At 41.5% G+C, this 15,843-nt stretch carries 10 protein-coding genes; 5 read left to right on the forward strand and 5 right to left on the reverse strand.

The window, feature by feature from the left end:
- The 3 genes from I2I13_RS10175 to I2I13_RS10185 all read left to right on the forward strand — a co-directional run bounded on the left by I2I13_RS10175 (position 1) and on the right by I2I13_RS10185 (position 2,447).
- Positions 1-525, forward strand: coding sequence for a DUF4943 family protein (locus I2I13_RS10175; protein ID WP_074559124.1), 525 nt, complete (start codon positions 1-3; stop codon positions 523-525).
- A 178-nt stretch (positions 526-703) separates the two neighbouring features.
- Complete coding sequence (locus I2I13_RS10180; protein ID WP_195649483.1) at positions 704-1,429, forward strand: DUF4858 domain-containing protein; 726 nt, start codon at positions 704-706, stop codon at positions 1,427-1,429.
- 73 nt (positions 1,430-1,502) lie between these two features.
- On the forward strand, positions 1,503-2,447 hold the full coding sequence (locus I2I13_RS10185; RefSeq protein WP_148364812.1) for a nitronate monooxygenase family protein: 945 nt from the start codon (positions 1,503-1,505) through the stop codon (positions 2,445-2,447).
- 160 nt (positions 2,448-2,607) lie between these two features.
- On the opposite strand, the gene ald is transcribed toward I2I13_RS10185, so the two are convergent.
- The 5 genes from ald to I2I13_RS10210 form a co-directional block, all read right to left on the reverse strand.
- Positions 2,608-3,714 (reverse strand): alanine dehydrogenase, encoded by a 1,107-nt coding sequence (gene ald / locus I2I13_RS10190; protein ID WP_195649414.1) that lies wholly within the window; start codon positions 3,712-3,714, stop codon positions 2,608-2,610.
- A gap of 129 nt (positions 3,715-3,843) precedes the next feature.
- On the reverse strand, positions 3,844-4,527 hold the full coding sequence (locus I2I13_RS10195) for a WG repeat-containing protein (RefSeq protein ID WP_195649415.1): 684 nt from the start codon (positions 4,525-4,527) through the stop codon (positions 3,844-3,846).
- A gap of 427 nt (positions 4,528-4,954) precedes the next feature.
- A complete protein-coding gene (locus tag I2I13_RS10200; RefSeq protein ID WP_195649416.1) occupies positions 4,955-6,298 on the reverse strand; it encodes a RagB/SusD family nutrient uptake outer membrane protein in 1,344 nt (447 codons plus the stop codon).
- 13 nt (positions 6,299-6,311) lie between these two features.
- Positions 6,312-9,644, reverse strand: coding sequence for a SusC/RagA family TonB-linked outer membrane protein (locus I2I13_RS10205; protein WP_195649417.1), 3,333 nt, complete (start codon positions 9,642-9,644; stop codon positions 6,312-6,314).
- Positions 9,645-9,676: 32 nt separating this feature from the next.
- Positions 9,677-12,310 carry a zinc-dependent metalloprotease gene (locus tag I2I13_RS10210; RefSeq protein ID WP_074638737.1) on the reverse strand — a complete coding sequence of 878 codons (2,634 nt, stop codon included), beginning with the start codon at positions 12,308-12,310 and terminating at the stop codon, positions 9,677-9,679.
- A 198-nt stretch (positions 12,311-12,508) separates the two neighbouring features.
- Here I2I13_RS10210 and I2I13_RS10215 point away from each other — a divergent pair, with 198 nt between their 5' ends.
- Together I2I13_RS10215 and I2I13_RS10220 are read left to right on the forward strand one after the other, a co-directional pair.
- Positions 12,509-14,161: a M23 family metallopeptidase gene (locus I2I13_RS10215; RefSeq protein WP_195649484.1), complete on the forward strand. Its 1,653-nt coding sequence runs from the start codon at positions 12,509-12,511 to the stop codon at positions 14,159-14,161.
- 25 nt (positions 14,162-14,186) lie between these two features.
- Positions 14,187-15,824 carry a C69 family dipeptidase gene (locus I2I13_RS10220; RefSeq protein ID WP_148364816.1) on the forward strand — a complete coding sequence of 546 codons (1,638 nt, stop codon included), beginning with the start codon at positions 14,187-14,189 and terminating at the stop codon, positions 15,822-15,824.
- The last annotated feature ends 19 nt before the right edge of the window (positions 15,825-15,843 follow it).

A 15,843-nucleotide genomic window follows, 5' to 3' on the forward strand; every position in this document is an offset into this window, starting at 1 on the left:
ATGAAAAAAACACTACTAATGCTGTGGATGGCTGTTTGCCTGATTGTATCTTTTACAGGATGCACCAGCGAAGAAATGGATTATAACAATCCGGACGTTGCCCTTTTTGTGAAACAATTGAAGGCGGGTACGTATAAGATGAAGAATGATAAAGGAGTAGTGGAAGTTCCTCATTTCACGGAAGAGGACATTCCCGAACTTTTAAAATATGCAGAAGATCTGACTATTATCCCTTCTTTTCCGTCGGTTTACAATATGAACAACGGTAAGATTCGGTTGGGTGAGTGTATGCTTTGGGTGATTGAATCTATCCGTCAGGGCACACCTCCGTCATTAGGTTGTAAAATGGTATTGGCGAATGCTGAAAATTATGAAGCAATCTATTTCCTGACCGATGAGGAAGTACTCGATGCAGCCGCTTGTTATCGTAGTTGGTGGGAAGAACGCCAATATCCGAAAACGAGATGGACAATTGATCCGTGCTACGATGAGCCGCTTTGTGGATCGGGTTATCGTTGGTGGTAATAAAGGGGGAGGAGCCTTCGGAAAGTAAAAAATAGGAAACATTCATGTGGGAACATTTGTTTGTATCAGTAGTCTTTTGCTGCTGACAGGGGGATTATTACGCTCAAAAGATAGCTTCTCATACGTGCAAAATGTATATGAAGTGCTCCGAAATATAGGTAATGAAAGAGTAAAAAGGATGGATGGATTGAAACGGTTTATAACAACAATGGCACTGTGTCTGATCGCTGTATTTGCATATGCGCAAGTATGGACGGCACAAGATTCTTTGCATTTGAAGAAGTTGCTGGAGAGTGACCAGGAGTTGCATTTAAATATGGATGCTGTGAAGTCGATTGATTTCGGAAGCGCAGTGGGTACTCCCCGGATGTCGGAGGAGAAAAGCTGGATGATGCCTGACGAATCGCTTCCTGAAGCATTGCCTAAACCGAAAGTGATGTTGACTCTGATGCCATATAAAGCAAATACCCGCTATAACTGGGATCCCATCTATCAGAAGAAGATAAAGATCGATAAAAATACCTGGCGGGGTGATCCTTTCTACGAGATACGTCATCAAAGATCTTATTCAAACTGGGCACGCAATCCGATGGCAAAAGGAATGCGTAAGTCGTTGGATGAGATACAGGCGAGTGGGGTGCGTTTCCGCCAGTTGGGTGAACGTGCTAACGGAATGATGGTGAACACGGTAGTGATGGATGCACCTATTCCCTTGTTTGGTGGGAGTGGAGTGTATATCAATGGTGGAACTATCGGCGGACTTGACCTGATGGCTGTCTTTACAAAAGATTTCTGGAATAAGACGGGACGGGATAACCGTGCCCGCACGTTGGAGGTATTGAGAACTTATGGAGACTCTACCACTGTATTGATAAATAAACCAATTGAACAGATTGCCCGTTGAAGGCGTTATAATGATGTGTTGATGTAGCAATGCGCTCATGTCAACCTATTAACACATAGATAAATTATTGGTTATGAATAGAATTACTTCTCTTCTGGGTATTCAGTATCCTATTATTCAAGGTGGCATGGTGTGGTGCAGCGGTTGGCGTCTTGCTTCTGCTGTGAGCAATGCCGGTGGACTGGGATTGATCGGTGCCGGTTCCATGCATCCGGAGACTTTACGCGAGCATATCCGTAAATGCAATGCGGCCACGAAATTGCCTTTTGGTGTAAACATTCCTTTGATGTATCCTCAGATAGAAGAGATCATGAATATTGTGGTGGAAGAGGGAGTGAAGATTGTTTTTACCTCTGCCGGAAATCCGAAAACGTGGACTGGGTGGTTGAAAGAGCGTGGAATAACGGTTGTTCATGTTGTTTCTTCTTCCCGTTTTGCTGTAAAATGTGAGGAGGCCGGAGTAGATGCGGTAGTGGCAGAAGGGTTCGAAGCCGGAGGGCATAATGGACGCGAAGAGACAACGACTTTCTGTTTGATTCCCGCTGTACGTGAGGCTACAACATTGCCTTTGATAGCTGCAGGAGGTGTCGGCACAGGAGAAGGAATACTGGCTGCTATGGTATTGGGAGCCGAAGGTGTGCAGATAGGAACACGTTTTGCTCTGACTGACGAGAGTTCAGCGAGTCCGGTATTTAAGGATTATTGCTTGAGTCTTGGTGAAGGAGATACTAAGTTGTTATTGAAAAAGCTGGCTCCGACGCGTTTGGTAAAGAATGCTTTCCGCGAGGCGGTGGAGAAGGCTGAAGATAGTGGTGCTTCTGCTGAAGAATTACGAAGCTTGCTAGGAAAAGGACGTGCAAAGAAAGGTATGTTTGAAGGAGACTTGGAAGAAGGTGAACTGGAGATAGGTCAGGTTTCGGCAATAATATCCCGTCGACAGTCGGTGGCAGAGGTGATGAACGAATTGGTTGAGTCTTATTGGCAGGCGGTGGAGAAGAAATATTTGTTTGAAAGATAAATGATAATTTCTATTTCACCACAGAGGACACGGAGGACACAGAGGTTTAATCTTTTTAGTAACACAGAGTCTCACGTATTGAGAATCGTATTTATCGCTCTGTTTTACTTACGGAAAGAGAGAGAAGAACTCTGTGTCCTCTGTGTCCTCTGTGGTGAAATTATAGGCTGACAGGTTCGTACTTCAAACCAAATACGTCGGCTACGGCCTTATAAACGATTTTTCCTTCTACGATATTTAATCCGAGTGCTAATGCTGGATTCTCTTTGCAGGCTTTTTTCCATCCCTTATTTGCTAAAGCCATTACGTAGGGGAGGGTAGCATTAGTCAGTGCAAGAGTGGAAGTGTAAGGCACAGCTCCCGGAATATTAGCTACTGCATAATGAACAATTCCATCTACAATATAAGTCGGTGCGCTGTGAGTAGTCGGGTGAGACGTTTCGAAACATCCTCCCTGATCGATTGCCACATCCACTAATACTGTGCCGGGCTGCATTATTGAAAGCATCTCTTTGGTAATCAAATGTGGTGCTTTATCACCGGGAATCAGTACAGAACCGACAACTAAATCAACATCCGGTAATTCTTTTCTGATTCTTAGTTCGGATGCGTACAATGTCTTTACATTCTTCGGCAGTGTTTCGCTCAAATAGCGCAGACGTGCCAGATTTATATCTGTAATAGTGACATCTGCCCCCATTCCTGCAGCTATTTGTGCGGCATTGCTACCTACAACTCCACCTCCTAAAATTAATACTTTAGCTGGTTTAACACCTGGCACGCCTCCCAAAAGAATACCTTTTCCACCTTGCGGTTTTTCCAGAAAACGGGCGCCTTCCTGGATAGACATACGTCCGGCAACTTCACTCATAGGAATTAATAAAGGCAATGAGTGATCTGCTTCTTCTACAGTTTCATAAGCCAGGCATATTGATTTGTTGGAGAGCATGGCAAGAGTTAACTCCCGGTCGGAAGCAAAATGGAAATAAGTGAATAGTAACTGTCCTTTTCTAATTAAGTTATATTCGGTGACTATCGGTTCTTTCACCTTTACGATCATCTCGGCAGTGGCGTAAATGTCTTCTATTGTTGGCAGGATATGCGCGCCGACAGCTTGATATGCTTCATCCGGAAAACCGCTATTTATTCCCGCTGTATGTTGGATAAATACCCGATGCCCTTGTTTTACCACTTCGGCCACCCCCGAAGGTGTCATGCCAACACGGTTCTCATTGTTTTTGATTTCCTTTGGTACTCCGATAATCATAATGTTACGTATTAAAGATTTAACATGTTCGAATGTACGAAAAATCCCCTTACGTTGTTATTCGTAAGGGGATGTTTTAGAACAGAATGCCTCGCGTGTTGAGATGAATAAATGCGTAGAGTGGTTATTTTATAGACATTCACTGCCCTGCTTGTTGATTTTCATGCTTTTTCCATAGAGACCCACTCGAGCTATGTTGTTATAAAAGGGTTCTGCAATATCGTACTTAAAAGGAAGTACTTCTTGGTTGTCTTTGTTTATATACCCCCACTTGGACGACTGGCTTTCAATACAGACAGCAGCCAATCCTTCAGAAAAAGAGCATCCATTATCATATTTCAAGGGAATGACAACTTCTCCTTTCTTATTAATGAATCCTACTTTGTTGTGTAGCGAGACGAGGGCTAATCCTTCCGCGAATTGTTCTATTTGACTGTAAGTCGGTGGAAGAATGTAGTTTCCTTGTCTGTCAATCAGTCCCCATAATCCATCGTGGCATACACGTGCGCATTCTTGCTCAAACGAGTGAGCGGCTGCGTACTTAAACGGAATCCGTATCTGTCCGGTATGGTCGATGAATCCGTATTGGGAATTGAGTACTACCATTCCTAATCCTTCTTTAAAAGAGAAAGCCCGTTCATACATTAGAGGGATGACAACGTCATATCCTTTATTGATGTATCCCCATTGGATTTTTCCTTTAACGGGAGCCAATCCTTCGGAGAAACGGCCAATTGCCGAAAAACGCTTTTTCTTATTAGCTACCCCATAAGCTAAAAAAGAAGCAAAGAACTTTGTAATAGTGTTGCTCATTTTTCTTATTGTTTGTGTGGTAAGCGTCCGGATACCATTATATACAAGAGAAGCGTGGACGTCGTTAGTTCATTCTATTCAAGGTTCTGGTAAACCTATTGGGAAATGAACAACAGAGTCCACGCCCTTGTATATAACAAAGACGTGAACGCTTAGTTGCCATTATCTCCCCAATTAAAGAATTTACCAGATTCTGAATAGAGATAATATTCTAAACGCTTCTACGTTATTAATCGTAATAAGTCGCTACAAAGATATGGATTTCTTGTTAAAGAACAATATTTTTGAGGGATAAAGATGTTACGATGGCCAACATCTGTAAGAGAGGAATGTGGAGATGGTAAATGAGATATCTTGAAATAAAAAACTCCTTTTGCAAATGAGAATACAAAAGGAGTTTGATATTATTATAAAGGTTAGATAAACTTTAGTCCATTAAATTGGGATTAGCGTTGGTAGCACTTAAAGGAATACGTAATGTGTAACGATCATCATCTTGTTCAAGAACAATCGTTTGTCCTCCGCTTAATACCTTTTCAATTCTCGGTCTGGTAGTTCGACGTAAATCGAACCAACGGTGACCTTCAAATGCTAACTCACGGGTCCGTTCATTTAATATTTCTGTAATCAGTTTTTCCTGATTCATGCTATTTACTTCATTTTTCTTTTGCTCATATCCAGCTGTTGTATATCTTTTTTCCATCAGTTGTAATAGACGGTTGCGAGCTTCAGGCAGATTGTTCAAATGGGCAGCTGCTTCCGCAGAATTAAGGTAAAGTTCGCTAATACGAAAACTACATTTGTAGGCAGACTTTCCGTCTGTTTTAATAATAGGGTAGTTGCCGTCTTTATTCTTCTCGCCAAAGTAGCTTGCAGGTCGCAGATCTTCTTCATTGAACATGTCAACAAATGATTGTGTAGCTTGTGAGGCGTCTAATGTTGTTGTCGCATTGTAAATTTTCTCATAAGCGGTAATAGACTCTACAGATGTGTATAGGTTAGGCAATTGTAGGTTGGTGCTATTGTAATCTTCAAGTGTTGCTTTTTGTGCCAACGTGCGTTCAGCTGCATCGTAAGCAAGTTGCCATTCTCCCATATAAAGATATACTCGTGATTCGAATGCATCTATGGCGAGTGTACTGAAGCGATAATTGTAACCGGATTCCCACTCTTTTTTTGTTATAAGTTGACGAGCGTTTTCTATGTCGGAAAGAATGGAACTATATATTTCTTCTACTGTATTCCGTGTTGGAATCTCTTCTAAATCAAGAGTCAGTTTCAAGGGGACGGCTTTTGTGTCTTTTGCACCCTCTTTTGTATATGGCTGTCCGTACAGGTTGACTAGAAGGAAGTGCATATATCCTCTCATAAAGTAGGCTTCTCCTACTAATTGATTGATATCTTTTTCATTTCCATCTGTTATATCGTTCTTTTTGTCGATGATAGCATTGGCATAATAGATGTTTTCGTAGTAGTCTATCCAGCCGAGCTCTTTGGCTGTTGTACTGTTGGTAATCCATTTTTCTATATCGCCATAATCGCTTTGGTCATAACTATCATTTCTGACAGTAATTTCTTTGGTTCGCATATCACAGACACTTCTGTCAGTCAAATCTTGTGCATAAATGTTAGTCATTAATGCCCTATATTCCTCTAATGTGTTCGGAATCACTTTTCCAACAGGCTGTATTTCTAAAAAATTGCTGCATGAAGTCATCGTAAAACATCCTGCTAGCATGGAAAATAAATATAGTCTTTTTATTCTTTTCATATTTCTTGATTACTTAAAAGTTAAGACTTAGGTTGAATGTCACAGATTTTGCTACCGGAGTAGAATAGAGATTACTCATAGATTCCGGATCCATGTAGTTTTTATAACTGGAACCGAAGACAAGTAGGTTACGACCTTCTACAGCAACAGTTGCTCCATTGATATTGAATTTGCGTAACCATTCTTGTGGCAATGTATAAGCTAATCGTATGTTTTGGAGACGCATATAATTGAGTTTCTTTACCCACATATCCAGATTTCTATAAATGGCAGGTATGTCACCAAAAAGTGCATAATCGGCAGGATAGTTATTCCGGCTAAGAAGAGCTGGTAGCTGATCACTATGATTTTCTGGTGTCCAACGGTTGAGGATATCTTGGTTTACATTATGTCCAGAGTCGAAATTTACTATATTATATGAAGGACTTGTACGTACATGAGCTCCAAAATAGAATGAAAAATTAAAATTAAGTTCCCAGTTGCGATAAGAGAGTGTGTTAAGTAACCCTCCTGTATAAGGTGCATCATTCGTACCTACATATTCATATAGACTTTGTTGAAAGTCTGCATCTGCACTATATTCATAGAAACCACCCATTCCTCCAGTCAAGTCTTCCATCTTAAATAGTTCTTCTACTGTGACAGCCTCATTGCTGCCTTTAGGATAGATGAGTATGCGGCCGGTTTCCGGATCTACTTTGCTCTTAATTGCAAAAATAGCTCCAACAGGATACCCTTCCAGACCGGGTGTCGGGCTGTTTTCTTTTACATAGTCTTTTAATACTTTGTTATTGTTATAAGCAAAATTGAATGTGGTATACCAGGAGAAATTCTTGGTTGTGATATTACGTGTTTGCAAGTTTATTTCTAAACCTTTGTTTTCTAGGCTAGCCCAGTTAATCGTTTGCGTAAGAAATCCATTTTCCAAAGGTAGATTTTTATAGCCGATAAGATCTGTTCCTTTTTTATAATAGTAATCTACGCTTAAATTAATGGCAGATTTGAGTGCGGAAAAATCAATTCCAATATTATAAGATGCTGTTTTCTCCCAACGTAGCTTATCATTAGGAGCTGAACCGATAGAAATACTCGTTTCATTTGGGTTGTTAGGCAATATCGTTTGATTTCCGTAACTTCCTACTAAATAAGGTGAGGTGTTTTTGTCAATATTTCCTTGAAGCCCGTATGATAATCGTAGAGCTAAGTTATCCATCCATTGTCTGGCAGGCTGTAGAAACGATTCGTTGGAAAGTCGCCATAGTCCGCTAGCCGAATAAATAGGCAGAAAACGATATTTTTTGTCTACACCAAATAGGTCCGAGCCATCAATACGTACGCTTGCTCCTAGTGTGTAACGTTGCATAAGGGTATAAGAACCATTTGCATAAAAAGAGGCAAAAGCATTTTCGGCATAAGTTTCTGTATGTAATGGGTATTTTTTAACGTCGTCATTCTCTGTTAGAATCAAAGGCTTGGTGGTAAGTGTTTTAGGGTCATATCCGTAAGCATTAGATGCAAGTGTTTCATACCAATTTTTTCTTATTTCTGACCCACCCATAATTTGTACTTCATGGATGTTTTTAAAGGTTTGACTCCATTCTCCTTGTACTTTCCATGTGATTTGTGATGTAGTGGCGTTACTTACCTTGTGCATCCCCCCTTCCGGTATACGGTATGTGTCACCGGACTTACTGTCTTTACGCATATCACGCATGGAGAACGTATTTGCACCAATATATTGTTCTACTCCGGATTGTTCCCATTGCAAGCCAACTTGTGATGTTAGTTTCCAATGGTCATTGAAACGTAAGTCAGCATTAAAGATTGCATTAATAGCTGTCGTTATCGTTTCTTTACTGGTATTGGCACGATCTTCAAGGAGATTGAACCCTCGTTCAGGATCAGGCTCGTTATCGCTGTTGGATACAATGTCATAATCATATACATAGTTTCCTTCCGCATCATAAATTTCTTGATATGGATTTGCTACGCGAGAGTAATAAACAGGATTTGAATAACCATATTTATCGGTAATAAAGTCCTTATTCTTCCGTCGGTTAGCAAAGAGCGAAGTTCCTATTTTTAGTATTCGGTTTACTTGATAAGACGTTTTGTTTGTCAAGTTAAAACGACTCATATTTACTCCAGGCACATTCCCGTTTTCTTGTGAATATCCGAGTGAATTATAATAAGTCACTTTTTCACTTCCTCCTGATATGCTGAAATTATATTCCTGCGTGAAAGCATCTCTAAATAAGAGGTCATTCCAATCTGTGTTAATTGTTTTTAATCGGTTAATTGCATTTTGAGCTTCTGTGGTTAAGCCATTCCATCCTTGTTGTTGATAGGTCTCAAATAAATTATGTTGTCTGAGTATGGATGCTACTCCTCCTTTATGTAAGTAGGGATGTGAGGTAAATATGTCATCAGGTTCTTTCATTAATTCTAGTTCTAGATTTACTTTTTGTTCGGAATTTAATAAATTCAATCGTGAAGTATCCAGATTAGGAGTATATGTCAATCTTGTATTAAAGTTGATTACAGGTTTTCCTGTCCGTCCTCTTTTGGAAGTTATGATAATTACTCCGTTTGCGGCACGCGCACCATAAATTGCGGTAGCGGCAGCATCTTTTAGGATAGTGATACTTTCTATATCGTTCGGACTCAACCCGGCAATGGATGATTGTTTCATGTTAACAATATCATTGTCTGTATCAGTGCTTAGTTTCGCAATATCAGTCCCCTCCAAAGGTATTCCATCCAATACCCATAACGGGTCTTGTGTTCCATTCAATGAAGCTGTACCACGAATACGAATACGTGCAGGAGCTCCCGGTGCGCCGGAAGTTGTCGTAACGGCTACCCCCGCAACTTGTCCGGCTAATGCCTGGTCGATACTTTTTGCTGCGCCTACCATTCCGTCTGTAACGTCTACTTTAGCAATAGCAGCAGTCAGTTTACGACGTTCCAGTTCTTGATAACCAGTTACTACTACGTCTCCTAGTGTGTGTGATGAAGCTTGAAGGACAATACGATAAGTATCTTTTCCAGCTTGCAACACGATATTTTGTTCTTCAAAACCTATATAACTACAATGTAGTCTGGTCACCTTTTCCGGAATGGAAATGGAGAATTTGCCATCCATATCAGTGATAGTACCTAGAGAAGTCTGTGATACTCCAGCTTTTTTCAAATCGTCTGCATTAACATATACAGAAGCACCGATTAGAGGTTCATTGTCTTCACCGGATATAACGACTCCGGTGATTGTGCGGTTAACAGCGTTGGCTGTAGCCAACGTGCTAACAAGAAAACATATAAGAACGTATAAGTATTTTTTTCTCATCAATATAGATAATTAAAGTGATTGATTTTGTTTTATTTGATTCCCAAAGCTGTATTGATACGTAGGATCATGTCTTCATAATGATAGCGTGCAGCAGTATCAGAAGTGCCGAGGCGGTTTTGCAACAATTTTTTGATACGTAATAACTCTCCGCGTTTCACCGAGATAGCATCAGAAATACGGTTGAGCTGACTGCCGTAGAAGTTGAGCACACGTGGAGCACCCATTCGGTCTTCCTGACGAAGTGCCCGTTGTTCGGCGGCATAACAACTACAGAAAGGAGTAGCATGGTCAAGCAGGAAATGCTCGCTTGCAATCTTCTTGTTGATTTTTACAGCTTCGGGTTCTGCGGCTGCTGTAAGTAATGCATCGAGGAAGTTTTTCTGCAAAGAACGTTCCATAACATTGGGGATGCCACCACGTTCGGTAATACCGAAAATGTTTTTATGAAGTCCGTCCATAAGCTCCACTACTGTAAATGCTTTCTTTCCGTTGACAGATTCATTCTCTATCATACGCATCAAACGAGTGTTGCCTAGTAAATCCCAAAGGATATAGGCTTGGGCGTTCTTTAAGATTTGCGTAGGAGCATTCTCCTGTTTTCCGATTGGAGTGTTGCGGAGCAGATAGGTATATTGTCCTACTTCCGTGTCAAACAGCCATTTAGGATAGGTCAATACTTCATCCATCAAGAATTTCAATGAAGCTTCTTGTTTCTCTTTCTCAACGAATGTATAAGTCTTGACACCGTCTCCTACAATTGTATTTTCAATATATATACCGCCGATGTTGGCAAGTACATGATATAAGTAGTTGTTCCACTGGTTGATAACTGCATAGTAGAGACGCGACGCTTCTTCGTAAGTTTGTCCCTTTTCTCCGGTAGTAGTCCATTGAAGAATTTGTGGAACGATACGTTTCAGGTTTTCGATGCCATATAAAGAAGAACGGACCGGATCATCACCCAGATCTTCGTTCTGTGCGCGTGGATCTACCGCGTCACGTACATCCTGCGCTTCACTATACTTATAAAGACGATCGGTATGCTTACTCAAGAAATCGAATAAAATATCCTTTTCTTCTTCCGGAGTATTCTTTCCGTACCAACGATAACCATATTCGATAGCAAACATATCATAAGGACCGATATGCGGAGAAAGAACTTTTACGCCATCTCCAGGCTGTGCAATATAATTGAATCGTGCATAATCCATGATAGATGAAGCGGTAGAATTCATTCTGGAAGTAAATGCTTCGGAACGTAACGAATCCGTCGGGAAAGCCCATGAACCCATCATATTGTGACGGAGTCCCAATGAGTGGCCTACCTCATGGCAAGCAACGAACCGGATGGCATCTCCCATTAAAGCATCGGGTAATTGCACATTGCGTGCTTCCGGACACACAGTTCCAGTCTGCACAGTGATCCATTCGCGTACCATAGAAAGCACATTGTGCCACCACATAATATCAGCTTCCAGAATTTCTCCGGAACGTGGGTCTAACAGGGAAGGTCCCATTGCATTTTTCTTTTCTGAAGCAGCGTAAGTCAGTACGGAGTAATTGACATCGTCCATGTCTATATGCATACTGTCTGTGATTTCCTTGGCGATAATCGCGTTCTTGAAACCTGCTTTTTCGAAAGCAATCTGCCAGTCCTCGATACCTTTTTTAATGTACGTACGCCATTGGTAAGGTGTTGAATTATCAATGTAGAATACGATTGGTTTGGCAGGCTCCACAAGCTGTCCTTTCAGATAAGCCTCCCGGTCTTCCGGTTTGGGTTCCATGCGCCAGCGAGTGATATATTGTGTTTTATCCGTACCTTGTTGTGCATCACTAAAACTTAATAACGGATTAGTGAAATAACCGACTTTCTGATTGTCGAATCGTCCCATCATCGGCTTTTCAGGCAACAAGAGAATAGAAGAACTGACTTCCACCGTCACATAAACAGTGGTAGTTCCTTCTGTAACTCTGGTAGTCAATTCGGAAGTTGCCACGACATTGTTTGAAAAGGATTTGATGGATAAAATACGTGATAAGTTCTTGATAGCCGAAGTACCCAGATTGATATTAGTAAATACATTATTAATACTGGTTTCAGTACCGTCATAAATATCATTCACCTTGATTACTAATGCAGTAGAATCTGCATTAATTGCTTCAATTTTGAATGCGGCAATCAATGGAGAGATAAAATTATCCTTTACCGAACGGAAGATGGCATCCGTTTGGGGCGCCAGAGGTAATGGGCGTTGTTGTCGTAGCATTAATTTGCCCGTAGCTTTATCCCATTCCATGCAAACCATCTGATTCTCGTAGTTTACTCCACGGTTTACACCTGCATCATTAAGTTCGGCAGGAACTCGTTGCAGTTTGTTGACAACTAATAAATCACGTCCCAAAAGTGAGGTGGGAATTTCAAAATAATAGTCATTCTTTTTTTGGTGTACAGCAAACATTCCTTTCGTTGTTTTACTGTCTTCCACTAATTTTTCGTAGTCGCTTTTACTCTTCTCTTCTTTCTCTTCTGGTTTCTTCTTTTTCTTTTTAAACCAACTCAGATTTTCTGTAGCGGGGGTAGTTGCAAATGCCGAGAGCGTTTCTCCACTCAGCAATATACATGCAATGACCGCTGCCATTACTTTTACATACATTCTCATTGAGTTTCTAACTTTTAATTATAATTAAAAAACAGCCACAAAAGTACTAATATTAATAACATAATGACTACTGATTTGCAATGAATATAACATTTAAAAGAAATATTAACTAGAATCTAAGACCATCATTCCTCCCAGATATTTCATAGTTTAGTGGGAATAGTGTACATTTGCGGGAGTAAAAAAGTGAATGGAATGATGAGACGATATATCACTGCTTTGATGCTGGCTTGCTGCATCGGAGGGTATGGACAAGAGAAAAAGCAAGCAACCTTTGTGCCTCCTTTTGACTTTCCTCTTACATTGAGTGGAAACTTTGGAGAAATCCGCTCCAATCACTTCCATGGCGGGCTGGATTTTAAAACAGGCGGAGTGATCGGTAAACCCGTTCTTGCTCTCGCTGATGGTTATATTTCGCGTATTCGCGTAACGAATGGATCGGGGTATGTACTTGATGTCTGCTACCATAATGGTTATTCAACTATCAACCGCCATTTGAGCGGTTTTGTTTCTCCCATTGCCGAAAGGGTGGAGAAACTTCAATATGAAGAAGAGAACTGGGAAGTGGAGATTGTGCCTGAACCGGGAGAATATCCGGTAAAAGGAGGGCAACAGATTGCATGGAGCGGCAATACCGGATATTCGTTCGGCCCACATCTTCATCTGGATGTGTTTGAAACGGAATCGGGGGATTATATTGACCCTATGCCTTTCTTCCAGTCGAAAATAAAAGATACACGTGCTCCGAAAGCTGATGGCATCCTCTTTTTCCCGCAACTGGGCAAAGGAGTGGTGGATGGAAAACAGGAGAATAAAACGATTCTTCCCAATAGCGAACGTCCTGTGGAAGCATGGGGAGTGATAGGGCTGGGTATCAAGGCATACGATTACATGGATGGCGTAAGTAACCATTACGGAGTTTATTCTGTTGTGCTCACGGTAGATGGGAATGAAATATTTCGCAGTACCGTAGATCGTTTCTCGCAAGAAGAGAACCGGATGATTAACTCTTGGACGTATGGACAATATATGAAATCTTTTATTGATCCGGGAAATACGTTGCGTCTGCTGAAAGCGTCGAATGATCATCGTGGTCTGGTGACGATTGACGAGGAACGGGATTATCACTTCTTATATACATTGAAAGATGCTTTCGGAAACACTTCCAACTATCGTTTTACCGTGCGGGGCCGGAAGCAGCCGATTGAACCGTTGAATCATCGGGAGAAATATTATTTCATCTGGAATAAGACTAATTATTTGCAAGAGCCGGGATTGAGCCTGGTTATTCCGAAAGGAATGTTGTATGACGATGTCCCCCTCAATTATCAGATGAAGGCGGATAGTGGTGCCGTTGCTTTTACTTATCAACTGAATGATAAGACGGTTCCATTGCATGCAGCTTGCGAACTTCGTATCGGATTGCGTAGAAAGCCGGTTGCCGATACGACCAAATATTATGTGGCCCGCATCACTCCGAAGGGAGGAAAGTACAGCGTAGGCGGAAAGTATGAAGACGGATATATGAAAGCTGCCATCAAGGAGTTAGGAACTTATACTGTTGCCATCGACACCATTCCGCCGGAGATTATTCCTGTTAATAAGAACCAGTGGGGAAGAAACGGAAAGATTGTCTATCGGCTGAAAGATCAGGGGACGGGAATTGCTTCCTATCGCGGGACGATTGACGGTAAGTATGCACTTTTCGGACGCCCCAATATGGTGAAATCGTACTGGGAATGTGTACTTGATCCGAAACACGTGAAGAAGGGCGGAAAGCATACGGTCGAGTTTACAGTGACCGATGGTTGCGGAAATGAAACGGTAGCTCGTGAAAGTTTTGTTTGGTAAATTATTAAAAGTGAATCATATATTTATGAAGAAAAGAATTATTTTTTGTGCTGCTGTATTTATGGCGGCTGTGGCGAACACTTTCGCTTGCACTAACCTGATTGTCGGAAAGAATGCGTCTGCCGATGGCTCGACAATCGTTTCCTATTCTGCCGACTCGTATGGCCTGTTCGGAGAACTTTATCATTATCCGGCTGCTACCTACCCGAAGGGAACGATGTTGAAAGTATATGAATGGGATACCGGCAAGTATCTGGGAGAAATAGAGCAGGCACGTCAGACTTACAATGTAGTCGGTAATATGAATGAATATCAGGTTACGATTGGTGAGACTACTTTCGGTGGACGTCCGGAACTGGCGGATTCTACAGGGATTATTGATTACGGAAGTTTGATTTATATTGGTTTGCAACGTTCGCGTACTGCCCGTGAAGCAATTAAAATCATGACCGATTTAGTGCAGCAATACGGTTATTATAGCGAAGGAGAGTCTTTTACTATTGCCGATCCCAATGAAATCTGGATCATGGAAATGATTGGTAAAGGTCCCGGAATCCGTGGAGCTGTTTGGGTAGCTGTACGTGTACCCGACGACTGCATCTCGGCTCATGCCAATCAGTCACGTATTCACCAGTTTGATATGAATGACAAGGAGAACTGTATGTACTCTCCGGATGTTGTTTCTTTTGCCCGCGAGAAGGGATATTTTAATGGAGTAAACAAAGATTTTAGCTTTTCGCTAGCCTACGCACCTCTTGATTTTGGTGCCCGCCGTTTCTGTGAGGCACGTGTGTGGAGCTATTTTAATAAGTTCACGGATAACGGAAAAGATTATCTTCCTTATATTGAGGGAAAGACCGATACTCCGATGCCTCTTTTTGTGAAACCGAAACAAAAACTGTCTGTACAGGATGTGAAAGATATGATGCGTGACCACTATGAAGGTACGCCTCTTGATATTTCCAATGATTTCGGAGCAGGTCCTTATAAGACGCCATATCGCCTCTCTCCTCTGAACTTCAAGGTAGACGACAAGGAATATTTCAACGAACGTCCCATTTCCACTCAACAAAGCGGATTTGTATTTGTTGCACAAATGCGTGCTCATAAGCCGGACCCGATAGGTGGTGTACTTTGGTTTGGCGTGGATGATGCTAACATGGCGGTATTTACTCCGGTCTATTGCTGTGCAACGAAAGCTCCGGTATGCTATACCCGTGTGGGCGGAGCCGATTATATTACATTCTCCTGGAATTCAGCTTTCTGGATTTTTAACTGGGTATCTAATATGGTCTATCCGCGTTATGATTTGATGATCGGTGATGTACGGGAAGCGCAGAAAGAAATGGAAACGACTTTCAACAATGCGCAGGAAGGCATTGAAGAGATGGCTGCCAAACTGTTGGCTAAAGATAAGAACGCAGCAGTAGATTTTCTGACAAATTATACAAACATGACTGCACAGAGCACTTTCGATACTTGGAAACAATTAGGTACATTCTTGATTGTGAAGTATAATGATGGAGTAGTGAAGCGTGTTAAAGATGGTAAGTTTGAGCGTAATTCTATCGGACAACCAGCCGGTGTGATCCGTCCCGGATATCCGAAAGAATTCTTGCAAGAATATGTCAAACAGACCGGTGATAGATATTTGGTGAAATAAGAATTGAATAACTAGGATT

This window comes from Bacteroides sp. D55t1_190419_B8 (assembly GCF_015558905.1).
Taxonomy (GTDB): Bacteria; Bacteroidota; Bacteroidia; order Bacteroidales; family Bacteroidaceae; genus Bacteroides; species Bacteroides vicugnae.

What these genes read in the sequence shown, in the direction of transcription:
- I2I13_RS10205 (WP_195649417.1), bottom strand. Translation starts at nt 9,644, where the DNA reads ATGAGAAAAAAATACTTATACGTTCTTATATGTTTTCTTGTTAGCACG.
- I2I13_RS10200 (WP_195649416.1), bottom strand. Translation starts at nt 6,298, where the DNA reads ATGAAAAGAATAAAAAGACTATATTTATTTTCCATGCTAGCAGGATGT.
- I2I13_RS10180 (WP_195649483.1), top strand. Translation starts at nt 704, where the DNA reads ATGGATGGATTGAAACGGTTTATAACAACAATGGCACTGTGTCTGATC.
- I2I13_RS10195 (WP_195649415.1), bottom strand. Translation starts at nt 4,527, where the DNA reads ATGAGCAACACTATTACAAAGTTCTTTGCTTCTTTTTTAGCTTATGGG.
- I2I13_RS10185 (WP_148364812.1), top strand. Translation starts at nt 1,503, where the DNA reads ATGAATAGAATTACTTCTCTTCTGGGTATTCAGTATCCTATTATTCAA.
- ald (WP_195649414.1), bottom strand. Translation starts at nt 3,714, where the DNA reads ATGATTATCGGAGTACCAAAGGAAATCAAAAACAATGAGAACCGTGTT.
- I2I13_RS10220 (WP_148364816.1), top strand. Translation starts at nt 14,187, where the DNA reads ATGAAGAAAAGAATTATTTTTTGTGCTGCTGTATTTATGGCGGCTGTG.
- I2I13_RS10175 (WP_074559124.1), top strand. Translation starts at nt 1, where the DNA reads ATGAAAAAAACACTACTAATGCTGTGGATGGCTGTTTGCCTGATTGTA.
- I2I13_RS10215 (WP_195649484.1), top strand. Translation starts at nt 12,509, where the DNA reads ATGAGACGATATATCACTGCTTTGATGCTGGCTTGCTGCATCGGAGGG.
- I2I13_RS10210 (WP_074638737.1), bottom strand. Translation starts at nt 12,310, where the DNA reads ATGAGAATGTATGTAAAAGTAATGGCAGCGGTCATTGCATGTATATTG.